This is a genomic window from Bordetella genomosp. 7 (assembly GCF_002261415.1).
GTDB lineage: Bacteria > Pseudomonadota > Gammaproteobacteria > Burkholderiales > Burkholderiaceae_B > Bordetella_A.
This window is the reverse complement of the sequence record NZ_NEVI01000014.1, coordinates 351,513-376,325: the sequence shown is the minus strand read 5'-3', so window position 1 is coordinate 376,325 and position 24,813 is coordinate 351,513. Positions and strand designations below refer to the sequence as shown.

General features: G+C 63.7%; 24 protein-coding genes and 1 tRNA gene. 17 read left to right on the top strand and 8 right to left on the bottom strand.

Annotated features, from left to right (window positions below):
- Window positions 1-36 precede the first annotated feature (36 nt).
- From CAL18_RS08710 to dapC, 5 genes are read right to left on the bottom strand one after another with little or no spacing between them, the layout of a single operon-like run.
- Window positions 37-1,980 (bottom strand): ABC-F family ATP-binding cassette domain-containing protein, encoded by a 1,944-nt coding sequence (locus tag CAL18_RS08710; RefSeq protein WP_094796701.1) that lies wholly within the window; start codon window positions 1,978-1,980, stop codon window positions 37-39.
- Entirely contained in the window at window positions 1,977-2,885 is a 909-nt protein-coding gene (gene prmB / locus CAL18_RS08705; protein ID WP_094817694.1) for a 50S ribosomal protein L3 N(5)-glutamine methyltransferase, read from the bottom strand. Before prmB ends, CAL18_RS08710 begins: the two co-directional genes overlap by 4 nt.
- A 6-nt stretch (window positions 2,886-2,891) precedes the next feature.
- A complete protein-coding gene (gene dapE / locus CAL18_RS08700) occupies window positions 2,892-4,034 on the bottom strand; it encodes a succinyl-diaminopimelate desuccinylase (RefSeq protein ID WP_094817693.1) in 1,143 nt (380 codons plus the stop codon).
- On the bottom strand, window positions 4,034-4,855 hold the full coding sequence (gene dapD / locus CAL18_RS08695; protein ID WP_026641161.1) for a 2,3,4,5-tetrahydropyridine-2,6-dicarboxylate N-succinyltransferase: 822 nt from the start codon (window positions 4,853-4,855) through the stop codon (window positions 4,034-4,036). The genes dapE and dapD overlap by 1 nt, the downstream gene beginning before the upstream one ends.
- A 28-nt stretch (window positions 4,856-4,883) precedes the next feature.
- Entirely contained in the window at window positions 4,884-6,080 is a 1,197-nt protein-coding gene (gene dapC, locus CAL18_RS08690) for a succinyldiaminopimelate transaminase (protein ID WP_170940302.1), read from the bottom strand.
- Between the two features lie 45 nt (window positions 6,081-6,125).
- Between dapC and CAL18_RS08685 the strand changes: the two genes are divergently transcribed.
- Together CAL18_RS08685 and CAL18_RS08680 are read left to right on the top strand one after the other, a co-directional pair.
- Window positions 6,126-6,212: transfer RNA gene (locus tag CAL18_RS08685), tRNA-Leu, on the top strand.
- A 66-nt stretch (window positions 6,213-6,278) separates the two neighbouring features.
- The gene (locus tag CAL18_RS08680; RefSeq protein ID WP_432759138.1) at window positions 6,279-6,584 is read left to right on the top strand and encodes a hypothetical protein; all 306 of its coding nucleotides are present in this window, start codon (window positions 6,279-6,281) and stop codon (window positions 6,582-6,584) included.
- A gap of 13 nt (window positions 6,585-6,597) precedes the next feature.
- On the opposite strand, the gene CAL18_RS08675 is transcribed toward CAL18_RS08680, so the two are convergent.
- A complete protein-coding gene (locus tag CAL18_RS08675; protein ID WP_094817692.1) occupies window positions 6,598-6,888 on the bottom strand; it encodes a DUF2513 domain-containing protein in 291 nt (96 codons plus the stop codon).
- A 117-nt stretch (window positions 6,889-7,005) separates the two neighbouring features.
- Between CAL18_RS08675 and CAL18_RS08670 the strand changes: the two genes are divergently transcribed.
- The 7 genes from CAL18_RS08670 to lon all read left to right on the top strand — a co-directional run bounded on the left by CAL18_RS08670 (window position 7,006) and on the right by lon (window position 14,586).
- The gene (locus CAL18_RS08670) at window positions 7,006-7,323 is read left to right on the top strand and encodes a hypothetical protein (RefSeq protein ID WP_026638135.1); all 318 of its coding nucleotides are present in this window, start codon (window positions 7,006-7,008) and stop codon (window positions 7,321-7,323) included.
- A 305-nt stretch (window positions 7,324-7,628) separates the two neighbouring features.
- On the top strand, window positions 7,629-7,832 hold the full coding sequence (locus CAL18_RS08665; protein ID WP_026638134.1) for a cold-shock protein: 204 nt from the start codon (window positions 7,629-7,631) through the stop codon (window positions 7,830-7,832).
- A 279-nt stretch (window positions 7,833-8,111) separates the two neighbouring features.
- A complete protein-coding gene (locus CAL18_RS08660; RefSeq protein ID WP_026638133.1) occupies window positions 8,112-8,318 on the top strand; it encodes a cold-shock protein in 207 nt (68 codons plus the stop codon).
- Window positions 8,319-8,585: 267 nt separating this feature from the next.
- Entirely contained in the window at window positions 8,586-9,896 is a 1,311-nt protein-coding gene (tig, locus tag CAL18_RS08655) for a trigger factor (protein ID WP_094796698.1), read from the top strand.
- 4 nt (window positions 9,897-9,900) lie between these two features.
- On the top strand, window positions 9,901-10,554 hold the full coding sequence (clpP, locus tag CAL18_RS08650) for an ATP-dependent Clp endopeptidase proteolytic subunit ClpP (RefSeq protein ID WP_026638131.1): 654 nt from the start codon (window positions 9,901-9,903) through the stop codon (window positions 10,552-10,554).
- Between the two features lie 106 nt (window positions 10,555-10,660).
- Window positions 10,661-11,959, top strand: coding sequence for an ATP-dependent Clp protease ATP-binding subunit ClpX (gene clpX, locus CAL18_RS08645; RefSeq protein ID WP_026638130.1), 1,299 nt, complete (start codon window positions 10,661-10,663; stop codon window positions 11,957-11,959).
- Between the two features lie 176 nt (window positions 11,960-12,135).
- Window positions 12,136-14,586: an endopeptidase La gene (gene lon, locus CAL18_RS08640; RefSeq protein ID WP_026638129.1), complete on the top strand. Its 2,451-nt coding sequence runs from the start codon at window positions 12,136-12,138 to the stop codon at window positions 14,584-14,586.
- A gap of 138 nt (window positions 14,587-14,724) precedes the next feature.
- Here the strand turns inward: lon and lexA are convergent, their stop codons facing one another.
- Together lexA and CAL18_RS08630 are read right to left on the bottom strand one after the other, a co-directional pair.
- Window positions 14,725-15,408: a transcriptional repressor LexA gene (gene lexA / locus CAL18_RS08635; RefSeq protein WP_026638128.1), complete on the bottom strand. Its 684-nt coding sequence runs from the start codon at window positions 15,406-15,408 to the stop codon at window positions 14,725-14,727.
- A gap of 218 nt (window positions 15,409-15,626) precedes the next feature.
- On the bottom strand, window positions 15,627-16,832 hold the full coding sequence (locus tag CAL18_RS08630; protein ID WP_094796696.1) for an amino acid aminotransferase: 1,206 nt from the start codon (window positions 16,830-16,832) through the stop codon (window positions 15,627-15,629).
- A gap of 75 nt (window positions 16,833-16,907) precedes the next feature.
- On the opposite strand from CAL18_RS08630, the gene uvrB reads away from it, so the two are divergent.
- The 8 genes from uvrB (at window position 16,908) to hscA (ending at window position 24,801) form a co-directional block, all read left to right on the top strand.
- Complete coding sequence (uvrB, locus tag CAL18_RS08625) at window positions 16,908-18,935, top strand: excinuclease ABC subunit UvrB (RefSeq protein ID WP_094817691.1); 2,028 nt, start codon at window positions 16,908-16,910, stop codon at window positions 18,933-18,935.
- Window positions 18,936-19,174: 239 nt separating this feature from the next.
- Complete coding sequence (locus CAL18_RS08620; RefSeq protein ID WP_026638125.1) at window positions 19,175-19,666, top strand: low molecular weight protein-tyrosine-phosphatase; 492 nt, start codon at window positions 19,175-19,177, stop codon at window positions 19,664-19,666.
- A gap of 151 nt (window positions 19,667-19,817) precedes the next feature.
- Window positions 19,818-20,357: a Fe-S cluster assembly transcriptional regulator IscR gene (gene iscR, locus CAL18_RS08615; RefSeq protein WP_026638124.1), complete on the top strand. Its 540-nt coding sequence runs from the start codon at window positions 19,818-19,820 to the stop codon at window positions 20,355-20,357.
- Window positions 20,358-20,377: 20 nt separating this feature from the next.
- A complete protein-coding gene (locus CAL18_RS08610) occupies window positions 20,378-21,589 on the top strand; it encodes an IscS subfamily cysteine desulfurase (protein WP_026638123.1) in 1,212 nt (403 codons plus the stop codon).
- 31 nt (window positions 21,590-21,620) lie between these two features.
- Window positions 21,621-22,037 (top strand): Fe-S cluster assembly scaffold IscU, encoded by a 417-nt coding sequence (gene iscU / locus CAL18_RS08605; RefSeq protein WP_026638122.1) that lies wholly within the window; start codon window positions 21,621-21,623, stop codon window positions 22,035-22,037.
- A 1-nt stretch (window position 22,038) separates the two neighbouring features.
- Window positions 22,039-22,362 carry an iron-sulfur cluster assembly protein IscA gene (iscA, locus tag CAL18_RS08600; RefSeq protein ID WP_026638121.1) on the top strand — a complete coding sequence of 108 codons (324 nt, stop codon included), beginning with the start codon at window positions 22,039-22,041 and terminating at the stop codon, window positions 22,360-22,362.
- A gap of 3 nt (window positions 22,363-22,365) precedes the next feature.
- Window positions 22,366-22,878, top strand: coding sequence for a Fe-S protein assembly co-chaperone HscB (hscB, locus tag CAL18_RS08595; RefSeq protein ID WP_094796694.1), 513 nt, complete (start codon window positions 22,366-22,368; stop codon window positions 22,876-22,878).
- Window positions 22,879-22,938: 60 nt separating this feature from the next.
- On the top strand, window positions 22,939-24,801 hold the full coding sequence (hscA, locus tag CAL18_RS08590; protein WP_094817690.1) for a Fe-S protein assembly chaperone HscA: 1,863 nt from the start codon (window positions 22,939-22,941) through the stop codon (window positions 24,799-24,801).
- The last annotated feature ends 12 nt before the right edge of the window (window positions 24,802-24,813 follow it).

Here is a 24,813-nt window from a genome sequence, read left to right as displayed (position 1 = left end):
GTGCCGGGACAGGCCCTGCGCCATGGCTGGGGGCGATCAGTTGCCGGACGAGGCGGCCAGTTCATCCAGTGATGTCTGGACTTGCAGCCATTCTTCTTCAAGCACATCCAGGCGCTTGGCCAGTTCGCCATGTTCGGCCATCACCTGCTGCCGCTCGACGCGGCGGGCGTCCGAATAAAGATCGGGGTCCGCGATCAGCGCGTCCAGTGCGTGCAACCGTTGGCGCAACTGGTCCATTTCGCGTTCTACTTTGTCCAGCTGCGTCTGTAGCGGCTTGCGCAGCGACGCCAGTTTCTGGCGTTGTTCCGCTTCGAGGCGGCGCTGGGTCTTGCGGTCGGGCGCAGCATTGTCCGGATCGCGGGCCGCGGTTTCTGCGCGCGCCTCGGCCCGCATCGCGGCGTTGCGTTGGTTCAGCCAGTCACGATAGTCTTCCAGGTCGCCATCGAACTCGCGCACCTGGCCATCGGCCACAATCCAGAAGCTGTCGACAGTGGTGCGCAGCAGATGGCGGTCGTGCGACACCAGCAACATGCTGCCGGAAAACTCGGCCAGGGCCGTGGCCAGGGCCTCGCGTGTTTCGACGTCCAGGTGGTTGCTGGGTTCGTCCAGCAGCAGCAGGTTGGGTTTCTGCCAGACAATCAATGCCAGTGCCAGCCGCGCCTTTTCGCCGCCGGACATCGGGCCCACCAGGCCGGTGGCCGCGTCGCCCGAAAAGCCGAATCCGCCCAGGTAATTGCGCAGTTCCTGTTCGCGCGCATCGGGCGCCAGGCGTGCCAGGTGCGCCAGCGGGGTGGCCTGCAGATCCAGCATGTCGAGCTGGTGCTGGTGGAAATAGCCAATCGCCAGGCCCCGCGACGCTCGTCGCTGGCCGGCCTGCACCGGCAGCTCTTCGGCCAGGGTCTTGATCAGGGTACTCTTGCCTGCCCCGTTGGCGCCGAGTATGCCGATGCGGCTGCCGGCGCGCACCATCAGCGTGACGTCGCGCAGAATGGGCACCTGCGTTCCGGATGCATCGGTATAGCCCGCGGCCAGATTTTCCAGCGCCAGCAGCGGGTCTGGCATATGGTCGGGCGACGGGATGCGTATATCGATGCCTGCCTCGGCATGTACCGGCGCCAATGCTTCCATGCGGGCCAATGCCTTGACGCGGCTTTGGGCCTGCTTGGCCTTGGAAGCCTTGGCTTTGAAGCGGTCGATGAAGCTCTGCAGGCGGGCAGCTTCGCGCGCCTGGCGCTCATGCGCAAGGCCGGTCTGGCGCAGCCTTTCGGCGCGCTGGGTCAGGAAGTCCTGGTAACCGCCGCGATAGCGGATCAGTTTGCCGTGGTCGAAATGCAGGATGACGCGCGCGACCGCATCCAGGAATTCGGTGTCGTGCGAAATCAGCAGCACCGTGCCGGAATAGGCGGCCAGCCACTTCTCCAGCCACAACATCGCGTCCAGGTCCAGGTGGTTGGTGGGCTCGTCCAGCAACAGCAGTTCGGAAGGCGCCATCAGCGCCCGCGCAAGCGCCAGACGCATGCGCCATCCGCCCGAAAAACTGGCCACAGGCCTGAGCCATTCGTCCGGAGCAAAACCCAACCCAGCCAGCAGCTGCTCGGCGCGCGAATTGGCGCTCCAGGCACCTGCTTCGGACAGTGCCGCCTCGAGTTCGCCGATGCGCGTGCCCTGGTCGTCCGGCACGGCCGCGCGCTGCGCCTGCAGATCGCGCAGGTGCGTGTCGCCGTCGATGACGAATTCCCGCGCCGGGCGATCATCGGCGGCGATTTCCTGTTGCACGCTCGCAATGCGCCAGCCGGCCGGCACGTCCAGTGTGCCGGCGTCCGGATCCAGGCTGCCGGTAAGTAAGGCGAATAACGATGATTTGCCGGCGCCGTTCTTGCCAACGAACCCCACGCGCTCGCCCGGGTTCACCACGAAATCTGCGCCTTCGAGCAGCACCTTGGTGCCGCGACGCAAGGTCAATCCTGTAGCGCGTATCACGGCGTGGCCGTATGCGGGGCGAGCTGGTCGCGTGCGAGCAGCAAGATTTGGTCGCTGGCCGCTTCGGTGTCCAGCCACACGGGCTGCAGCTGCGGAAAAGCCGCGTCAAAGTGTTCGCGCTCATGCCCGATTTCGAGCACCAGCACGCCTTGCGGCGCCAGGTAACTCGGCGCGGCAGCCAGAATGCTGCGCACCAGATCCATGCCATCCACGCCTGCGGCCAGCGCCAGGCTGGGCTCGTGGCGATATTCCTGGGGCAGGGTGGCCATCGAGCCGCTGTTTACATATGGCGGATTGCAGACGATCACGTCATAGGCGCGTTGCGGCAGTTCGTCGAACAGGTTGCTGCGATACAAGGTAAGGCGGTCCTGCAGGCCGTAGTCGTCGACGTTGCGGCGCGCCACCTCCAGCGCGTCTGCCGAAACGTCCACGGCATCGACATGCGCATCGGGAAACGCCAGCGCAGCCAGGATCGCCAGGCAGCCCGAGCCCGTGCACATGTCCAGTGCCGTGCCTACCGCGTCAGGCTCGACCCAGGGCGCCAGGCCTTGCTCCAGCAGTTCTGCAATAGGCGAGCGCGGCACGATGACGCGCGGGTCGACATAAAACCGATGTCCGCACAGCCAGGCCTCCTGGGTAAGATAGGCCGCCGGCATGCGCCCGGTTACGCGCCGTTCCAGCAGGTCGAGCACGCGCGCGCGTTCGTCGGGCAGCACCCTGGCGTCGATGAACGGGTCCAGCGTGTCCAGTGGCAGGTGCAGGGCATGCAAGACCAGGTAGACAGCCTCGTCCCAGGCGTTGTCGCTGCCGTGGCCCAGCGCGACGCCGGCCTCGCGCAGGCGCGAGACGCCGTAGCGGATCAGGTCGCGCAGTGTCTGCAATTCGGGGTGAGAAGCAGGTGGCATGAATTCCTAGCGGGGCAGCAACAGATTTTCCAGCGTGCGCCGGTAAATGTTCTTCAGGGGTTCGAGCGCGTCGAGCGCGATGCGCTCGTTGACCTTGTGGATCGTGGCGTTGACCGGACCGAACTCGATGACCTGCGGGCAGATCTTGGCGATAAAGCGGCCGTCGGATGTGCCGCCCGTGGTGGACAGTTCGGCCGCCGCCCCTGTTTCGGCGCGTATGGCTTCGACCAGCGCGTCGGTAAGCGTGCCGCGGGGTGTCAGGAAGGGTTCGCCGCCCAGTTCCCATTGCAGTTCGTATTCCAGGCCGTGCTTGTCCAGCATCGCATGGACGCGCTGCTTCAGGCCGTCCGGCGTGCTGGCGGTCGAGAACCGGAAGTTGAACAGCACGACCGCCTCGCCAGGCACGACATTGGTGGCGCCCGTCCCGGCCCGCAAATTGGATACCTGGAACGTGGTGGGTGGAAAGTACTCGTTGCCGTGGTCCCATTCCGTGGCCGCCAGTTCCGCCAGGGCGGGGGCCAGCTGGTGTACCGGGTTGCGCGCCAGGTGGGGATAAGCCACGTGACCCTGAATACCCTTGACGGTGAGCCGGCCCGACAGCGAGCCGCGCCGCCCGTTCTTGCAGGTATCTCCGAGCACGTCCACCGACGTGGGTTCGCCCACGATGCAGTAATCGATCTGTTCGCCGCGCGCCTGCAGTTCATTGCAGACGATGACGGTGCCATCCACCGCGGGGCCTTCCTCATCCGAGGTGAGCAGCAGGCCGATCGAGCCGGCGTGGCCGGCATGGGCGGCCACGAATTCCTCGGCCGCCACCACGAAGGCGGCAATCGAGCTTTTCATGTCGGCCGCCCCGCGCCCGTACAGGTGGCCGTCGCGTTCGGTCGGCACGAACGGGTCGCTATCCCATTTTTCGCGCGGGCCCGGCGGCACCACATCGGTGTGACCGGCGAACACCACCAGGGGCCCGGCGCTGCCGCGCCGCGCCCAAAGGTTGGTGACCCCGCCGCGGGCGATGGTCTCGCAGCGAAAGCCTGCCTGCTCCAGGCGCTGCGCGAGCAGCACCTGGCAGTCGACGTCATCCGGCGTGACCGAAGGGCGGGCGATCAGCTCGCGCACCAGCGCGAGTACGGCGCTGTTGGCGTTCATCAGGCCCTCAGCAGGTCGTTGATGCTGGTCTTGGCGCGCGTCTGCGCATCGACGCGCTTGACGATCACCGCGCAAGCCAGGCTGTGCGAGCCGTCTTCGGCCGGCAGCGAACCGGGCACCACGACCGAGCCGGACGGTATGCGGCCGTACGTGACCTTGCCCGTGGCGCGGTCGTAGATCTTGGTGCTTTGCGACAGGTACACGCCCATGGCCAGCACCGAGTTTTCTTCAACGACGACGCCTTCCACGACTTCCGAGCGCGCGCCGATGAAGCAGTTGTCCTCGATGATGGTGGGGTTGGCTTGCAGGGGCTCGAGTACGCCGCCGATGCCCACGCCGCCGGACAAGTGCACGTTCTTGCCAATCTGCGCGCACGAGCCCACCGTGGCCCAGGTGTCGACCATGGTGCCTTCATCGACATAGGCGCCGATGTTCACATACGACGGCATCAGCACGACGTTGCGGCCAATGAAGGCGCCCCGGCGCGCTACCGCGGGCGGCACAACGCGGTAGCCGCCATGCTGGAATGCGGTGTCGCCGAATTCAGCGAACTTCAGCGGCACTTTGTCGTAGAACTGCATGGGCGACTGGCCCATGATGGCATTGTCGTACAGGCGGAACGACAGCAGCACGGCTTTCTTGATCCATTGGTGCACGATCCAGCCCGCCTCGGTTTTCTCGGCCACGCGCAGGCGGCCCAGATCCAGCGCGGCGATGGTCTGGTCGACGGCTTCGCGCACTTCGGCGGTGGCGTCGACGGGCGACAGGCTGGTACGGTTTTCCCAGGCGTTTTCGATGGTGGTCTGAAGATCGAGAGTCATAACGGCTCAGCTACGTAAAAAGGGTTGATCAAAGCGTGGTGCGAACAAACTGGGCAATGCGGCCCGCGGCCTCGACGCATTGTGCCAGGGGCGCTACCAGGGCGATGCGGATGCGGCCATGGCCGGGGTTGACCCCGTGCGCTTCGCGGGCCAGGTAGCTGCCCGGCAGCACGGTAACGCCGGTGCGTGCGTAAAGATCGCGTGCGAATGCCGTGTCCGACCCGGCCACCGGCAGCCACAGGTAGAAAGATGCCTGCGGATGCCGGGCATCGAGCGCGGGCTGCAGCAGCGGCACGACGGCGGCAAATTTTTCGCGATATTGGGCGCGATTGTCGCGCACATGGGTTTCATCGTTCCAGGCCGCGACGCTGGCGGCCGAGACAACCGGGCTCATGGCGCTGCCATGATAGGTCCGGTACAGCAGGAAGCGGTCCAGCAGGCGCGCATCGCCCGCAACAAAGCCCGAGCGCAGTCCCGGCACGTTCGAACGCTTGGACAGGCTCGAGAACACCACCAGATTCTTGTAGTCGTCGCGCCCGAGCCTGCGAGCCGCCTGCAAGGCGCCCAGCGGCGCGTCGCCCTCCTCGAAGTAGATCTCCGAATAGCACTCGTCCGACGCAATCGCGAAACCATAGCGGTCCGACAAGTCGAACAGGATGCGCCAGTCTTCCAGCGGCATGACGTTGCCTGCGGGGTTGCCCGGCGTGCAGACGAACACCAGCTGCGTGCGCCGCCATGTCGCCTCGCGCACGCCCAGCCAGTCGCAGCCAAAGTTGCGCGACGGGTCGGCATTGACGTAGTAGGGCTGTGCGCCAGCCAGCAAGGCCGCGCCTTCGTAGATCTGGTAGAAGGGGTTGGGGCACACCACCAGCGGCTGTTGTGCTGCGTCCAGCACCGTCTGTGCGAACGAAAACAAGGCTTCGCGCGAACCGAGCACCGGCAGCACCTGGGTGTCAGGGTTGGGGGCAGGAATGCTGTAGCGGCGCGCCAGCCACTGGGAAATGGCCGCGCGCAGCGCGGGGTCGCCCTTGGTGGCCGGGTACACCGACAAGCCCCCGAGATTGTTGCAAAGCGCCTGCCCTACGCAGGCAGGGGCGGCGTGCTTGGGCTCGCCTATCGACAGGTCGATGGGAGCAATATCGGCCGGCGGGGGGCCGGCCGATTCAAGCAGCGCCCGCAATTTCGTGAAGGGATAAGAGTGCAGGGCATCAAGGCGCGAGTTCATGACGCAAGATTTTAGCAAGCAAGCTACAATACCGGGCTTGGCTTTGCGAAGGTGGCGAAATTGGTAGACGCACCAGGTTTAGGTCCTGACGCCGTAACAGGTGTGCGGGTTCGAGTCCCGCCCTTCGCACCAACTCATTTCGCCGCAGCCTGAACGGGCGGCGGCTGGGCCGGGTCGGCCCCATCAGCAAGAGTCACCGTGCAGCACTACGAAGACCTTTTCTGGGCCATGGCGGCCATCGTGGCCGCGGCATTGGCCGGCGGCGCGCTGCTGGGCCGTTGCGCGACCGTGGCGCGCAGCCTGGCGGGCGTCGCGGCGATATCGGCCCTGGTGGTGGTGCTGGTGGTTGTGCTTGCCGGCCGCGCCGGGCTCGGCGATATCGTCACCTTGCTGGCCGTTGCAGCCTTCATGTTTTCACTGGTCATCGGCACGGCCGCCACACTGGTGTCGCGCAAGGTGTGGCGCCTGCGCCGGGCCAGGCGCCTGCCGCCCGGCAGCGCCTGACACCGCGGCACACTCAGTCGTCGCCTTCCGGCTCCTCGTCGTCTTCATCCTGCTGGTCCAGCGCATCGTGTCCTTTCCACGTCAAGCGCCAATGCGGTTGGCTTGCCTGGCCGTTTTGCGCGACCATGGAGATGAGCCCCGCGTCCGCAAGGATGTCCAGATGGTGCACCATCACGGCAGTGGCCGGCGCGTCCGGCATGCTGGCCGCCACGGCCGCCTCGATATCCTGCTGCGACAGCGACGCCGCATCGGCATTGCGCAGTTCACTCAAAATCGTTACCACCAGATCAAAATCACGCTGCATGGGCCGCTCCCGGACAAGACCAGATCACACCATACCAGCACTTGTGTGGTGCGTGCGACAGTTTCCGACGCGGCTGGTATAGTCGCGGCCCGGCGCACACCTACGGATGCATAAGCCATGGATATAACCAGTCGTCAAGTTGCAACAATCGCGCACGGCGTGCACCTCGAGACCACGCTCGACGGCGAGCGTATCGACGCTTACGTCGTCATTGGCGCGCCCGACCTCGAAATGGTGGCCGATATCGTGCCGCGCGACAAAGCCGAGGCCGGTGCCGATATCCATGTGGCTGCGGTCGATGCTGTAGATACCGCGCAAGAGCAGGTGGACCAGGTGCTCGAAAACGTCAATCCGGCAGATGTGGTTGTGTTCCTGTGCGCGGATGAAGACGCATACAACGCCGCGCTGGATCTCCTGGGCGTTCCCCTCGACTAGCGCGCGATTGCGGCCCGGCGCCACAGGCTTGCCCGGCCTTCGCGCGACGCGCGCGGACCGCTCGGACGCGGATTGGTTCCAATATCACCCGTGTGCCGTTTCGCTTTGTTGCATTATTGGCACGTATTTTTGAGGATTATGTTGACTTGTGAGGGGAACCTAACGATAGTGTCGGGACACGATCTCAAGCGTTGCGATTTTCGTTCAGTGCAGTGCCTTTTCCGGCCAGCGTTATTGTTCTACTGTCCCCTCCTTGTTGATTCGTGACCCCCGGGCATTTGCCCATTATCTCTAGGAAATACAGTATGGAAACCGGCGTTGTTAAGTGGTTCAACTCGGAAAAGGGCTACGGCTTCATTACCCCGGAAGCGGGTGGCAAGGATTTGTTCGCGCACTTCTCGGAAATCCAGGCCAACGGCTTCAAGTCCCTGGAAGAAAACCAACGCGTCAGCTTCGTGACCGCTAACGGCCCCAAGGGTCCGCAAGCCACGAAAATCCAGGTGATCTAAGCTCCTGGCACTAAAAAAGCCCCTTCGGGGGCTTTTTTTATTTGGTGCGCCATCCAGTCGGTCTGTCCGGCGCCGGGGCAGACGCGCGCGTTCATCCCGGCCGCGCTCGTGTACGGGCGTTGACGCGTTTCCGGGTTCCCCCATACACTGGCTGAGCGAGATTCTCAAGCGACGTGGTCGCCGCTCCAGTCGCCGTACACGGTAGCCAGTTGCCCATCCCATCCTTGAAGATCTGGCGTCCCGCGAGCAATCGCTATTCCGAAGGTGAAGGGCACATCCATGGCAACAGGCATCGTCAAGTGGTTCAACGCTGAAAAGGGTTACGGGTTCATTACTCCCGACGACGGCAGTAAAGACCTTTTCGCGCATTACTCGGAAATCAGCAGCGAAGGCTACAAGTCGCTGCAGGAAAACCAGCGAGTGACGTTCGAAGTCGGGCAAGGGCCGAAGGGCCCTAGCGCCAAGAACATCAAAGTCACCAGCTGACCGCTGCGGCGCTGTCCGCAGGGGTATCGTGCGCCTCGCCGGCCCTGGGCCGGGCGGGGCGTTTTTGTCTGACCGCTATCGGCGCGAGCCGACAAAGATGTAAACAAATATGGCAGTTGCTGCGCCTGCCGGCCGGTATTGACGGGCCGTTCAGGCGGCACAGGGTGGGGAGTTCCCCAGGTCTGGCTACCCGTTCAAGCAGGGGCCTGGAGCTTTACGGTAAAATGCGCCGTTTACCTGTTCGTTCACTTACTTTCGGAAAATTTGATGCAGCCTGAGGTTGAAACCCTATCTGGTCTGGAACGCCGTGTCGATCTGACGGTTTCCGTGGCCGACGTCGAAAAGGAAGTCCAGGCGCAACTCAAGCGCGTTGCCCGTACCGCCAAGGTGCCCGGATTCCGTCCTGGCAAGGCTCCGCTGGCCATGCTCGAACGCAGCCATGGCCCCGGCATCCGCTACGACGTCATCAACGGCCAAGTCGGCCGCGCCTTTGAGCAAGCCGTCGAGGGCGCCAAGTTGCGCGTCGCGGGCGCGCCCACGCTCGAGCCCAAGACTGAAGGTGTTGCCGACGACACCCTGGCCTTCAGCGCCACGTTCGAGGTCTATCCCGAAGTAACCTTGCCCGACCTTTCGGCCTTGTCCGTTACGCGTTACGCCACGCCTGTGACCGACGCCGAAGTGCAACAGACGCTCGATGTGCTGCGCAAGCAGCGCGCTACCTACGAAGCCCGCACCGACCGCGCCGCCCAGGATGGCGATCGCGTCACGCTCGACTTTGCGGGCACCATCGACGGCGTGCCGTTCGAAGGCGGCAAGGCCGAGGACTTCCCGTTCGTGCTGGGTCAGGGTCGCATGCTGCCGGAGTTCGAAGCGGCGGCCACGGGCTTGAAGGCCGGTGAAAGCAAAGTGTTCCCGCTCAAGTTCCCCGACGACTACCAGGGCAAGGAAGTGGCGGGCAAAACCGCCGAATTCACCATCACCGTCAAGGAAGTGGCCGAAGCCATCCTGCCCGAGGTCGACGCCGAGTTCGCCCGGGCGCTCGGCCAGGCCGAAGGCGATGTCGAGAAGCTCAAGGCCGACGTCCGCACCAACATCGAGCGCGAGGTCAAGGCTCGCACCCAGGGCCGCACCAAGGCCAGCGTCATGGACGCCCTGGTCGAAGCCGGCAAATTCGATGTGCCCAAGGCGCTGGTCGACAGCGACGTGCAGAGCCGCGTGCAGGCCGCCCGCGAAGAACTCAAGCAGCGCGGTGTGCCCAATGCCGAATCTGTGCCGATCCCGGCCGAAATGTTCACCACCGAGTCCGAGCGTCGCGTGCGTCTGGGCCTGCTGGTGTCCGAACTGGTCAAGCAGGCCCAGTTGCAGGCCAAGCCGGAGCAGGTGCGCGCGCGCATCGAAGAGTTCGCGCAAAACTACGAGCAGCCGGCTCAGGTGGTCAGCTACTACCTTGCTGATCGCCAGCGTCGTGCCGAAATCGAGGCTATCGTGCTCGAAGACAACGTCGTTGAGCACGTGCTCAGCCAAGCCAAGGTCACTGAAGAACAGGTGGCCTTCGATCAGTTGATGGGGATGGCATAAACATATGCAGCGTTTTACCGATTTCTACGCGTCAATGTACGGTGGGGCGTCGGTTACGCCCACCGGGCTGGGATACATCCCGATGGTCATCGAGCAGTCGGGGCGCGGCGAGCGCGCCTACGACATCTACTCGCGCCTGCTGCGCGAGCGCCTCGTGTTCCTGGTGGGCCCCGTCAACGACAACACGGCCAACCTCATCGTGGCGCAGCTGCTGTTTCTGGAATCGGAAAACCCTGACAAAGACATCTCGCTGTACATCAACTCGCCCGGCGGGTCGGTCTATGCCGGCATGGCAATCTACGACACCATGCAGTTCGTCAAGCCCGATGTGTCCACGTTGTGCACGGGCCTGGCGGCCAGCATGGGCGCGTTCCTGCTTGCCGCGGGCAAGAAGGGCAAGCGGTTCACGCTGCCCAACTCGCGCATCATGATCCACCAACCCTCGGGCGGGGCGCAGGGGCAGGCTTCCGACATCCAGATCCAGGCTCGCGAGATCCTGGACCTGCGCGAACGCCTGAACCGCATCCTGGCAGAGAATACCGGCCAGCCCGTCGACCGCATCGCCATAGACACCGAGCGTGACAACTTCATGTCCGCCGAAGATGCGGTATCGTATGGTCTGGTGGACAAGGTTCTCGCATCCCGCTCCGAGAGCTAGGCCGCGGTAATCCCGCGGGCAGTGCGGTACCGTCACGTCCGAGTAAGCGCTGAATGTGCCGGCCCGGCCCGGGCCGCCATATTCTCACCAGAGATACGAAACACATATGCCTGACAAGAAGGGATCGGCCGACGCAAAGGTGCTGCATTGCTCGTTCTGCAATAAAAGCCAGCACGAAGTCCGCAAGCTGATCGCGGGGCCATCGGTGTTCATTTGCGACGAGTGCATCGACCTCTGCAATGACATCATCCGCGAAGAAGCGCAGGCCAGTGCGCGTGCGGCCATACGGTCCGAGCTGCCCACGCCGTCCGAAATCAAGACGTTCCTCGACCAGTACGTCATTGGCCAGAGCCTGCCCAAGCGCATGTTGGCGGTGGCCGTATACAACCACTACAAGCGCATCCGTCACGGCGAGATCAAGGGCGACGACGTTGAACTGTCCAAGAGCAACATCATGCTCATCGGGCCTACCGGCTCGGGCAAGACGTTGCTCGCACAGACCCTGGCGCGCATGCTGAATGTGCCCTTCGTCATGGCCGACGCCACGACACTGACCGAGGCCGGGTACGTAGGCGAAGACGTCGAAAATATCATCCAGAAGCTGCTGCAGAACTGCAACTACGAGGTCGAGAAGGCGCAGCGCGCCATCATCTACATCGACGAAATCGACAAAATCTCGCGCAAATCCGACAACCCGTCGATCACGCGCGACGTGTCCGGCGAAGGCGTGCAGCAGGCCTTGCTCAAGCTCATCGAAGGCACGGTGGCCTCGGTGCCGCCGCAGGGCGGCCGCAAGCACCCCAACCAGGACTTCGTCCAGGTCGACACGACCAACATTCTGTTTATTGTGGGCGGCGCCTTCGACGGGCTCGAAAAGGTCATCCGCGACCGCACCGAGAAGTCCGGCATCGGCTTTTCGGCTTCGGTGCGCGCCAAGTCCGAGCGCGGGGTAGGGGAACTGTTCAGCGAAGTCGAACCGGAAGATCTGATCAAGTTCGGGCTCATCCCCGAACTGGTGGGTCGACTGCCGGTGGTCGCCACGCTCGACGAGCTTGACGAGGCCGCGCTGGTACAAATTCTTACCGAGCCCAAGAACTCGCTCATCAAGCAGTTCCAGAAGCTGTTCGCCATGGAAGGCGCGGAACTCGACGTGCGTCCGGGGGCCCTGAAGGCCATCGCCCGCAAGGCGCTCAAGCGCAAGACGGGCGCGCGCGGGCTGCGCTCCATTATCGAGGCGGCATTGCTCGACACCATGTACGATCTGCCTTCCCAGGGCAATGTCGGCAGGGTGGTGCTCGACGAGAACGTCATCGACGGCGACGGCAAGCCGCTGTTGATCTACGCCGACGAAACCACCGCGCCCGACAAGCCGGCGCGCAACCAGGTTCGAGGTGCGGCAGCCTGAAAATGAATGAAGCAAAAAAACCCGTTACGTAACGGGTTTTTTTGCCTATAGCGCCCGCCCGGATGCCGGCCGCTTGATTTTTCGGCTATCGTTCCCATATCAGACGTAACCCATACGGATAAAAACGTCCGACCGGACGTCCGTACCGATACGCCGAGTCTCACAAGGAATTTTTTATGTCTGCCAGCCAGACCCTGCCTTCAGAACCCATCGATCTGCCGCTGCTTCCGCTGCGCGACGTCGTGGTGTTCCCGCACATGGTCATCCCGCTGTTCGTCGGGCGCCCGCGTTCGATCAAGGCGCTCGAGGTGGCAATGGAAGCCGGCAAGAGCATCATGTTGGTGGCGCAGAAGTCCGCCGGCAAGGACGACCCCACGCCCGAAGACGTCTATGAAATCGGCTGCGTGGCGGGCATCCTGCAAATGCTCAAGCTGCCCGACGGCACCGTAAAGGTATTGGTCGAAGGCACCCAGCGCGCCCGCATCGACAGCATCGAAGACGCCGAATCGCACTTCGTGTGCCAGGTGACCCCCGTGGCGCATGACGTCGTGCAGGGGGCCGAAACCGAGGCGCTGCGCCGCGCCATCGTGGCCCAGTTCGAGCAGTACGTCAAACTCAACAAAAAGATCCCGCCCGAGATCCTGACTTCGCTTGCAGGCATCGATGACGCCGGCCGCCTGGCCGACACCATCGCCGCGCATCTGCCGCTCAAGCTCGAGCAAAAGCAGAAGATGCTCGAAATCCTGGGCACCTCCGAGCGCCTTGAAGGGCTGCTGACGCAACTCGAAACCGAGATCGATATCCTCCAGGTCGAGAAGCGCATTCGTGGCCGCGTCAAGAAGCAAATGGAGAAAAGCCAGCGCGACTACTACCTGAACGAGCAGGTCAAGGCCATCCAGAAGGAACTCGGCGAAGGCGAAGAGGGCGCTGACATCGAGGAACTCGAGAAGAAGATCATCGCCGCGCACATGCCCAAAGAGGCGCGCAAAAAGGCCGACGCCGAACTGAAGAAGCTCAAGCTGATGTCGCCGATGTCCGCCGAAGCCACGGTGGTGCGCAACTATATCGACACGCTGATCAACCTTCCCTGGAAGCGCAAGAGCAAGATCAACAACTCTATCGGCAATGCCGAGAAGGTACTTGACGACGACCACTACGGCCTGGAAAAGGTCAAGGAACGCATCCTTGAATATCTCGCCGTGCAGCAACGTGTGGACAAGGTCAAGGCGCCCATTCTGTGTCTGGTCGGCCCCCCGGGGGTAGGCAAGACCTCGCTGGGCCAATCGATCGCCCGCGCCACCAATCGCAAGTTCGTGCGCATGGCGCTGGGCGGCGTGCGCGATGAAGCCGAGATCCGCGGCCATCGCCGCACCTACATTGGTTCGATGCCTGGCAAGATTCTGCAGAACATGAGCAAGGTGGCGGTGCGCAACCCGCTGTTCCTGCTCGACGAAATCGACAAGCTGGGCATGGATTTTCGCGGCGACCCGTCGTCGGCCCTGCTTGAAGTGCTCGACCCCGAACAGAACCACACGTTCCAGGACCATTACGTCGAGGTCGACTTCGACCTGTCTGATGTCATGTTCGTGGCAACCAGCAATACGCTGAACATTCCGCCGGCCCTGCTCGACCGTATGGAAGTCATTCGCCTGTCGGGTTACACCGAAGACGAAAAGGTTCACATCGCTCGTGACCACCTGCTGCCCAAGCTGATGAAGAACAATGGGCTGAAAGAGTCCGAGCTTACGGTCGATGATTCGGCCCTGCGCGATATCGTGCGGTATTACACCCGCGAAGCCGGCGTGCGTGCGCTCGAGCGCGAAGTCGGCAAGATTTGCCGCAAGGTGGTCAAGGAACTGCTGTCCGAAGCCGACAAAGCCAAGGCCGAAGGCAAGCCCGCGCAGCCGGCGCCGGTGCATGTCAATGCCGACAACCTCAACGATTACCTGGGCGTGCGGCGTTACACCTTCGGCATGGCCGAGAAAGAGAACCAGATCGGACAGGTCACGGGGCTTGCCTGGACCGAAGTGGGCGGCGACCTGCTGACCATCGAAGTCGCCGACATGCCGGGCAAGGGCGCGATTCAGCGCACGGGTTCGCTGGGCGACGTCATGAAGGAATCGGTAGAAGCCGCGCGCACCGTGGTGCGCTCGCGGGCGCGTCGTCTGGGCTTTGCCGACGGTGTTTTCGAAAAGCGCGACATGCACGTACACGTGCCTGAAGGCGCAACCCCCAAGGACGGCCCTTCGGCTGGTATCGCCATCACGACGGCCATGGTTTCGGCGCTTTCGGGTATTCCCGTGCGCGCCGACGTTGCCATGACCGGCGAAATCACCCTGCGCGGCGAGGTGCTGCCCATCGGTGGCTTGAAAGAAAAGCTGTTGGCCGCGCATCGTGGCGGTATCAAGACGGTGTTGATCCCCGAGGAAAACGTCAAAGACTTGGCCGAGATTCCGGACAACGTCAAGAACCAGCTCGAGATCGTGCCGGTGCGCTGGATCGACAAGGTGCTGGAACTGGCGCTTGAGCGCCAGCCCGAACCCCTGGCCGACGATGATGCCGTGAAAGAGCCGCTGGTCAGCAAGCCGGCCGACCCTGCGCCGACAGACCCTGTCTTCAAGCATTAAGGGTTGTAGGGGCGGTTATCCGCCCGGGCAAAAAAACAGGGCGCTATATGGCGCCCTGTTTTTTTTGCACACCGTTGCCGGCGCGGAGACTCTCGTTGTGGGCCGGCGGGATGCCGCCTTGGCCAGGCCGGCGGCGCCTTAGTGCAACGGTTGGGTGCGAATCAGCCCTACCGCAATACCTTCAAGCGCGAATTCCTGAGTGTTGTCGACGAGGATGGGAGAGAAGTCGGGGTTTTCGGGCAGCAGCTCGATGCGACCCTGGCGGCGCTGCAAGCGCTTGACGGTGACGTCGTCACCCAGGCGGGCGACGATGATCTGCCCGTTGCGAGCGTCGGCGGCGCGTTTTACCGCGAGCAGGTCGCCTTCCAGAATGCCTGCGTCGCGCATGCTCATGCCGCGTACCTTCAACAGGTAGTCGGGAGCCTGCGCGAACAAGGCTGGGTCGACGCCGATTTCGCGCTCGACGTGTTCGGCAGCCAGGATGGGGCTGCCGGCCGCCACCCGGCCCACCAGCGGCAGCAGCAGCCGCCCGACGGTGTCGGCCATGCCGGCCAGCGCGGACGATGCAGCAGCGGATGCGGCGGCAGCGGATGCGGAGGAGTGGCCGGCGTCTTTCAGGCGTATGCCGCGCGACGCGCCGGCTGTGAGTTCAATGGCCCCTTTGCGCGCCAGCGCCTTGAGATGGTCTTCGGCGGCGTTGGGCGAGCGGAACCCCAGCGCGCGGGCGATTTCTGCCCGCGTGGGAGGAAAACCGGTGCGCTCGACCGTAACCCGGATGAGATCCAGGATTTCCTGCTGGCGGTCGGTGAGTTTAGTGGCCATGGCGATGATCCGAAAGGCGGACTGTATGGATATACAGCGTGGATTCTGGACGAGCGCGGGCGAAAATGCAAGCGCCGCGCAGCGGGAGCGGCTGCCCGGTTTGTTGCACGGGTGTGGCATGGACGAGCGTCGCCGCGGATCCGGCCGCGGGGAAAGCCGACTCGCAACAAAAAAGGCCCGTCCTTTGCCGGACGGGCCTTGCTGCGCAGTGGCCGGGCTTACTGCTTGATGACTGCGGCGATCGCGTTGGCGACGGTGTCGATATTGCGGCTGTTCAAGGCCGCCACGCAGATGCGGCCGCTGGACACAGCGTAAATGCCATGTTGCTCGCGCAGGACGTCCACCTGAGCGGAGGTCAGGCCGGAATACGAGAACATTCCGCGCTGCTGCAGCACGAAGCTGAAGTCCTGCGTGGCGCCTGCGGCGGCGATTTTCTCGACCAGTTCCTTGCGCATCAGGCGGATGCGGTCGCGCATGCCAGCCAGTTCTTCTTCCCACAGCGCATAGAGCTCCGGCGTATTCAGCACGGTGGAGACCACCGTGCCGCCGTGCGTGGGCGGGTTCGAATAGTTGGTGCGGATGACGCGCTTGAGCTGGCTGAGCACGCGCGTGGCTTCGTCCTTGTTGCCGGCCACTACAGTCAGCGCGCCCACCCGTTCGCCGTACAGCGAGAACGATTTGGAGAACGACGAGCTGATCAGCATGGTCAGCCCCAGGCTTGCAAACAGGCGCACTACCGCGGCGTCTTCCTGCAGGCCTGCGCCAAAGCCCTGGTAGGCGATGTCGAGGAAGGGCACCAGGTTGCGCGCCTTGACGACCTGTGCGATCTGCTGCCATTGCTCGGGCGTCGGGTCGACGCCGGTGGGGTTGTGGCAGCACGCGTGCAGCACCACGATGGTCTGTTCCGGCGCGGCCTGCAGCGAGGCCAGCATGCCCGGGAAGTCCAGGCCATGAGTGGCCGGGTCGTAGTAGGCATACGTATCGACCGTGAAGCCCGCGCGTTCGAACAGCGCCCGGTGGTTCTCCCAGCTGGGGTTGCTGATCAGCACTCTGGATTGCGGCAGCAACTGGCGCAGGAAGTCGGCGCCGATCTTCAGGGCGCCGGTGCCGCCCAGCGCCTGGGCGGTCAGGACGCGGCCTTCTGCGGCCAGGGAGGAGTCCGCGCCCAGCAGCAGCGTTTGCGCGCCTTTGTTGTAGCCGGCGATGCCTTCGATCGGCAGGTAACCCCGCGCCGACGCGGCCTCGATGCGCGCGATTTCCGCCTTGCGCACCGCCGACAGCAGCGGAATACGGCCATCGTCGTCGTAGTACACACCCACGCCCAGGTTGACTTTACCGGGGCGGGTATCGGCGTTGTACTGTTCGTTCAGACCCAGGATGGGGTCGCGCGGCGCAAGTTCGACGGAATCGAAAAGGGAGCTCATGGGAGTTCAGTAAGGTGTGTGGACGCGAGAAGGCCCGCTGTGGATAATGGGGGGTTTACCCTGAAACAGTCTAGCATGACCGCCCCCGGATTCGTCGATTTTCCCGACAGCCCCTTCCATTTGTACCAGCCCTATCCGCCGGCTGGCGACCAGCCCACGGCCATCGACAGCCTGGTGCAGGGCATACAGGACGGGCTCATGTACCAGACGCTGCTCGGGGTAACCGGCTCGGGCAAGACGTACACCATGGCGAACATCATCGCCAGGCTGGGGCGGCCCGCGCTGGTGCTGGCGCCCAACAAGACCTTGGCCGCCCAGCTGTACGCCGAAATGCGCGAGTTCTTTCCCAAGAATGCGGTGGAGTATTTCGTTTCGTATTACGACTACTACCAGCCTGAGGCCTACGTGCCGACACGCGACCTGTTCATTGAAAAAGACTCGTCCATCAACGAGCACATCGAACAGATGCGGCTGTCGGCCACCAAAAGCCTGCTGGAGCGGCGCGACACAGTCATTGTGGGCACCGTATCGTGCATATACGGTATCGGCAACCCCGGCGACTACCATGCCATGGTGCTGATCCTGCGCGCCGGCGATCGCATTTCGCGCCGCGAAGTGCTGGCGCGCCTGGTGGCCATGCAGTACACCCGCAATGACGCCGATTTCACCCGCGGGACTTTCCGCGCCCGCGGCGAAACGCTCGACATCTTTCCGGCCGAAAGCCCGGAACTCGCCGTGCGCGTCACCCTTTTCGACGACGAAATCGAGTCGCTCGAACTGTTCGACCCGCTTACCGGCCGCGTGCGCCAGAAGGTGCCCCGGTTCACCGTGTACCCGGGTTCGCACTATGTCACCCCGCGCGATACCGTGTTGCGCGCCATCGAAACGATCAAGGAAGAACTGCGCGAACGGCTGAAGCTGCTTACCGCCGAAGGCAAGCTGGTCGAGGCCCAGCGTCTGGAGCAGCGCACCCGCTTCGACCTCGAAATGCTGCAGGAACTCGGTTTCTGCAAGGGCATCGAAAACTACTCCCGGCACTTGTCGGGCGCGGCGCCCGGCGAGCCGCCGCCGACGCTCATCGATTACCTTCCCGCCGACGCCCTGATGTTCATCGACGAAAGCCATGTCACCATCGGACAGCTGGGCGGGATGTACCGTGGCGACCGGGCACGCAAAGAAACGCTGGTGCAGTATGGCTTCCGGCTGCCGTCGGCGCTCGACAACCGGCCGCTGCGCCTCGAAGAATTCGAGGCGCGCATGCGGCAATGCGTGTTCGTGTCCGCGACGCCGGCCGCCTACGAGCAGGAGCACACTGACAACGTCGTCGAACAGGTGGTGCGCCCCACCGGGCTCGTCGATCCCCAGGTCGAAGTGCGCCCCGCGCGCACGCAGGTCGACGACCTGCTTGGTGAGATCAAGCGGCGGGTGGCGGTCCAGGAACGCGTGCTGGTCACCACGCTGACCAAGCGCATGGCCGAAGACCTTACCGATTTCCTGGCCGAGCACGGGGTGCGCGTGCGGTACCTGCATTCCGACATCGACACCGTCGAGCGCGTCGAGATCATCCGCGACCTGCGGCTGGGCACCTTTGACGTGCTGGTGGGCATCAACTTGCTGCGCGAAGGGCTGGATATCCCCGAAGTTTCGCTGGTGGCCATCCTGGACGCCGACAAAGAAGGCTTCCTGCGGTCCGAGCGCAGCCTGATCCAGACCATCGGGCGCGCGGCGCGCAACCTCAACGGGCACGCCATTCTTTATGCCGACAACATTACGGCGTCCATGCGGCGCGCCATCGACGAAACCGGGCGCCGCCGCGCCAAGCAACTGAAGTTCAACGCCGACCACGGCATTACCGCACGCGGCGTCAACAAAGCCGTGCGCGAGCTGATCGACGGGATTGTCGCCCCGGCGCGCCACGATACGCTCGAAGCCGCGGTGGCGCCGGAACTGCTGGCCGACGAAAAGGCAATGGCGCGCGAAATCCGGCGCCTGGAAAAGTTGATGACCGATCACGCGCGCAACCTGGAATTCGAGCAGGCGGCCGCCGCGCGCGACGCCCTCAATGCGCTCAAGCAGAAGGTCTTGCTGGGCGGCGGCCCCTAGCATGGCGCGGCCCCGGATCGGCATTAAAAATGGGCTGATAACAGCCTTGTGTTGCATCGCAGCCAGCGCTCCGCGGCTGTTACAAATGCGGCGCAACAAAAACCGAGAATAAGCTTTCAGTGATCGCTATAAGCTATTGATTTGATTTAGATAAACAATGGCTGTTATCGCGCGCTGCATGACTGCGCAAATGCAAAAAAAACTTGCTATATTCCGGGTTTTCCCTCAGACTTGCACCCATGATGACCAAGGTACTTTTCGTTTGCATGGGTAATATCTGTCGCTCGCCGAGCGCAGAGGGCGTTTTTCGCCATTTGGTGAACGATGCCGGCTTGGGCGATGTCGTACATGTGGATTCCGCAGGTACGCACGCCTATCACATTGGCGAGGCGCCGGACGCGCGCGCGCAGGCGGCGGCCCGTAAGCGCGGCTACGAGATCGGCCATTGCCTGGCTCGTCAGGTCACGGCCGACGACTTCCGCGAATTCGACCTCATTCTGGCTATGGACTGGGACAATCTGTCTGCGTTGCAGCAACAGTGTCCCAAGCAATATCAGCACAAGCTGATGCTGCTGATGCGCTTTGCCAACGAATTCGAAGAAGCCACGGTGCCCGATCCCTACTACGGCGGGCCTGAAGGTTTCGGCAAAGTGCTCGATTACCTTGAAGACGCCTGTCAGGGCGTGCTCGAACTCGTCCGCAAGCGCGCAACCCAATATCAGGCTGCCTGAACCGCAGCTTTCCCGCAAAACCGCGCCCAGGCGCGGTTTTTTGCGACTGCGATGACTTAGCAATTTAGTCGGGAATTTGCTATACTTGAGGTAATTACTCAGGTATTGGTTGCCCATCCGGGGTGGCCTGCCGGTTTTACAGGAAACCACCATGCGGCTTACGACGAAAGGGCGGTTCGCGGTCACCGCGATGATCGACCTGGCCATGCGGCAGCACAGCGGTCCGGTGACTCTCGCGGCGATCAGCCAGCGCCAGAATATTTCGCTTTCCTATCTGGAACAACTCTTCGGCAAGTTGCGCCGCCACGAACTGGTCGACAGCGTGCGGGGCCCGGGCGGCGGCTATTCGCTGGCCCGCTTGGCGCGCAACGTTACTGTGGCCGACATCATTTTCGCAGTCGACGAACCTCTGGATGCCACCAACTGTGGCGGCAAGCACGATTGCACCAGCGGCAAGGACGGCAAGTCGGGCAAGTGCATGACTCACGAGCTCTGGACCACGCTGAACCGCAAGATGGTCGACTATCTCGATTCCGTTTCCCTGCAAGACCTGGTGGACCAGCAGCGGCTGCGCCAGTTGCAGGAAGCCTCCCAGGCGGCGCAGAGCTGTGCGGCTGTACGGGTAGAGCGCGGCAGTGCCGGCGCCCCCGCAGCCTCGAGCTCTTCAGTTGCCGCCGGTGCCACCGTATAAGAAGCAGGAGCCTTTCCCTCATGACCACCCGCCCGATTTACCTTGATTATTCCGCCACCACGCCGGTCGATCCGCGCGTGGTCGAAAAAATGGTGCCCTGGTTGTATGACAATTTCGGCAACCCGGCTTCGCGCAGCCACGCGTTTGGCTGGGAAGCCGAGGAAGCGGTCGAAAATGCGCGCCGTGAAGTGGCTTTGCTGGTCAACGCCGACCCCCGCGAAATCATCTGGACATCCGGCGCCACCGAATCCGACAACCTGGCCATCAAGGGCGCCGCCAACTTCTATTCCGAGCGCGGCAAGCATATCGTCACCGTCAAGACCGAGCACAAAGCAGTGCTGGATACCTGTCGCGAACTCGAGCGGCAGGGCTTCGAGGTGACGTATCTCGACGTGCGCGACGATGGCCTGATCGACCTGGATGTATTCAAGTCGGCGTTGCGGCCGGACACCGTGCTGGTTTCGGTGATGATGGTCAATAACGAAATCGGCGTGATCCAGGACATCGAAACCCTGGGCGAGATCTGCCGCGAAAAGGGCATCGTGTTTCACGTCGACGCGGCCCAGGCTACGGGCAAGGTGGCCATCGATCTGCAGAAGCTGAAAGTCGACCTGATGTCGTTTTCGGCGCACAAGACGTACGGCCCCAAGGGTATCGGGGCGCTGTATGTGCGCCGCAAACCCCGGGTGCGCATCGAAGCGCAGATGCACGGGGGCGGGCATGAGCGCGGCTTCCGTTCGGGCACGCTGGCCACGCACCAGATTGTCGGCATGGGCGAGGCTTTCCGGCTGGCCCGCGAAGAAATGGGCACCGAGAACGAGCGTGTCCGCATGCTGCGCGACCGCCTGTGGTCGGGCCTGTCCCAGATCGAGGAAACCTACCTGAACGGCGATTTCGAGCAGCGTGTTCCGCACAACCTGAACGTCAGCTTCAACTACGTCGAGGGCGAATCGCTGATCATGGCCATCAAGGAACTGGCGGTGTCCAGCGGCTCGGCGTGCACGTCGGCGAGTCTGGAGCCGTCGTACGTGCTGCGGGCGCTGGGGCGCAACGATGAACTGGCGCACAGTTCGATCCGTTTCACGCTGGGGCGCTTCACGACCGAGCAGGATATCGACTTCACGATTGAACTGATCAAGAGCCGCGTGGGCAAGTTGCGCGACATGTCGCCGCTTTGGGAAATGGCCCAGGCCGGCATAGACCTGAACACCGTACAGTGGGCTGCTCACTGAGCCTGCACGCGACCGACACAGGAGAATCACCATGGCATACAGCGCCAAAGTACTGGATCACTACGAAAACCCCCGCAACGTGGGCTCGTTCGACAAGGGCGACGAGTCCGTGGGCACCGGCATGGTCGGCGCGCCCGCCTGTGGCGACGTCATGAAGCTGCAGATCAAGGTCAGCGAGTCGGGCGTCATCGAAGACGCGCGCTTCAAGACCTACGGCTGCGGGTCTGCCATCGCCTCGAGCTCGCTGGTTACCGAATGGGTTAAGGGCAAGACCCTGGACGAAGCCCTGTCCATCCGCAACACCCAGATCGCCGAAGAGCTGGCGTTGCCGCCCGTGAAGATCCACTGTTCGATCCTTGCCGAAGACGCCATCAAGGCTGCAGTGCACGACTACAAGGCCAAGCACGAGGCCCCCGTGGATTCGGTAGCGGCTGCCACGACGAACTGATATGCCCATTACCCTGACCCAACAGGCGGCCTCGCATATCGGGCGCTACTTGCAGAAGCGCGGCAAGGGCGTAGGGTTGCGGCTGGGCGTGCGCACCACGGGGTGCTCGGGCATGGCCTACAAGCTCGAGTACGTGGATGAGCCCTCTCCCGAAGACTTGGTGTTCGAGAACTTCGGTGTGAAGGTGTTCATCGACCCCAAGAGCTTCGCCTACCTGGACGGGACCGAGCTCGACTACGCCCGCGAGGGCTTGAACGAAGGGTTCAAGTTCCGTAACCCCAACGAAAAGGCGACCTGCGGCTGCGGCGAGTCGTTCACGGTGTAGCCTTTGGCGGCAGACGATCACTTCAGCCTGTTCGGCCTGCCCGCGCAGTTCGACATCGATACGCAGGCGCTCGAGCAAGCCTGGCGACGCGTGGCGGCGCAAGTGCACCCCGACCGCTACGCAACGGCCAGCCCAGCCGAGCGGCGGGTGGCCATGCAATGGGCGGCTCGCGCCAACGAAGCCTACAGGCAGTTGCGCGATCCGTTGCTGCGAGCCCGCTATCTGTGCGAGCAGGCGGGCATAGACCTGCAGACCGAAAGCAATACCGCGATGGATCCCGCGTTTCTGATGCAGCAGCTGCAGTGGCGCGAGATGCTGGACGACGCGCGTACCGATGCGGCCGTGCACGCCGCGCTGCAAGCCGAACTGAACGACGCGCGCCAACAGATGCACGCCACGCTCGCCATGCTGCTGGACGAACGCCGCGACTACGCCGCCGCCGGCACGAAGGTGCGCGAGTGGATGTTCGTCGACAAACTGACGCGTGAACTCGCGGCCAGCCGGCCGCCCGGCTGACGGCGGCCCCCAAGGGCCCGCGCCAAGCCGCTATTCCGCTTACCGACCTGAAGCTTAATCATGGCCTTATTGCAGATTTCCGAGCCTGGCGAATCGCCCGCCCCGCACCAGCGCAAGCTTGCGGTGGGTATCGACCTGGGCACGACCCATTCCCTGGTGGCCGCGGTGCGTAGCGGCACGCCCGAAGTCCTGAACGATGCCGACGGGCAGCCTTTGCTGCCGTCGGCCGTACGCTATTTTCCGGATGGCAGGGTGGCCATCGGCCGCGAGGCCCTGGCAGGCCAGAGCTCCGACCCGTTCAATACGGTGGTTTCCGTCAAGCGGTTCATGGGGCGCTCGATCGACGAAGCGCAGGCCAGCGGCGCACCCTATGAATTCGTGGACGCCCCCGGAATGGTACGGCTGCATACGGTGCAGGGCGATCTCAGCCCCGTGGAAATCTCTGCCCAGATCCTGGCCGTGCTGCGCCAGCGTGCCGAAGACGTGCTGGGCGATGACCTAGTCGGGGCAGTTATTACCGTGCCAGCGTATTTCGACGATGCACAGCGCCAGGCTACCCGCGACGCGGCCCGTCTCGCGGGCCTGAACGTATTGCGCCTGCTCAACGAGCCGACCGCCGCAGCCATCGCGTACGGGCTCGACCAGGCGGCCGAGGGCACCTACGCGGTGTACGACCTTGGCGGCGGCACTTTCGATATTTCCATACTGCGCCTGACCAAGGGTGTATTCGAGGTGGTGTCCACGGGCGGCGACACCGCGCTGGGCGGCGACGATTTCGACTGGGCCATCAGTGAGTTTGCTCGCGAGTCGCTGGGCGAAGCGCCATTTGCGCCAGCCGACCGGCGCAACGTGCTGGTTGCCGCACGCCAGGCGCGCGAAGCGCTGTCGCAGACCGAGCAGGCGCCGCTGCGCGTTGCGTTGCAGGATGGCCGCGAGGTCGACCTGACGCTCACGCGTGCGCAATTCGAGGAGCTGGCCCGGCCGCTGGTGCAGCGTACGCTGGACCGCGCACGCTCGGCCCTGCACGACGCCGGCCTGTCTGTGTCGGAGGTCAAGGGTGTGGTGATGGTGGGCGGAGCCACCCGCATGCCGGTGGTGCGCCGGGCAGTGGCCGAATTGTTCGGTACCGAGCCGCTCGTCGACCTCGATCCGGACCAAGTGGTGGCGCTGGGGGCGGCGTTGCAGGCCAACCTGCTGGCCGGCAATCGCATGCCGGGCGAAGATTGGCTGCTGCTCGACGTCATTCCGCTGTCGCTGGGGCTGGAAACCATGGGCGGCCTGGTTGAGCGCATCATCCCGCGCAACAGCACCATCCCCGTTGCGCGCGCGCAGGAATTCACCACGTTCAAGGACGGCCAGGGAGCCATGAGCGTGCATGTGGTGCAGGGCGAGCGCGAGCTCGTGTCCGATTGCCGGTCGCTGGCGCGATTCGAGTTGCGCGGTATTCCACCCATGGTGGCGGGCGCCGCCCGCATCCGGGTCACATTCCAGGTCGATGCCGACGGTTTGTTGAGTGTGACGGCCCGTGAACAGAGCACCGGCGTCGAAGCCGCCGTGGCGGTCAAGCCATCGTATGGCTTGTCGGACGACGAGATTACGCGCATGTTGGCCGACAGCGTGGCGCAGGCCGACAGCGACGCCCAGGCGCGCATGCTGCGCGAGCAGCAAGTGGAGGCCCGGCGCCTGGTCGAATCCGTACAGGCCGCGCTGGCCGCCGACGCCGACCTGCTGGACGCCGAGGAACGCGCCCTGGTGGATGCCCGCCTGCAGGCGGCGATCGCCGCGCGGGAATCCGAGGATGTCGACACGGTGCGCAACGCCGTGCAGGCGCTTTCGGACGCTACCGAGGATTTCGCCGCGCGCCGCATGGACCGCGGAATTCGTGCCGCCCTGGCTGGCCGTAAACTGGACGAAATCGCCTGATATAACTACCCG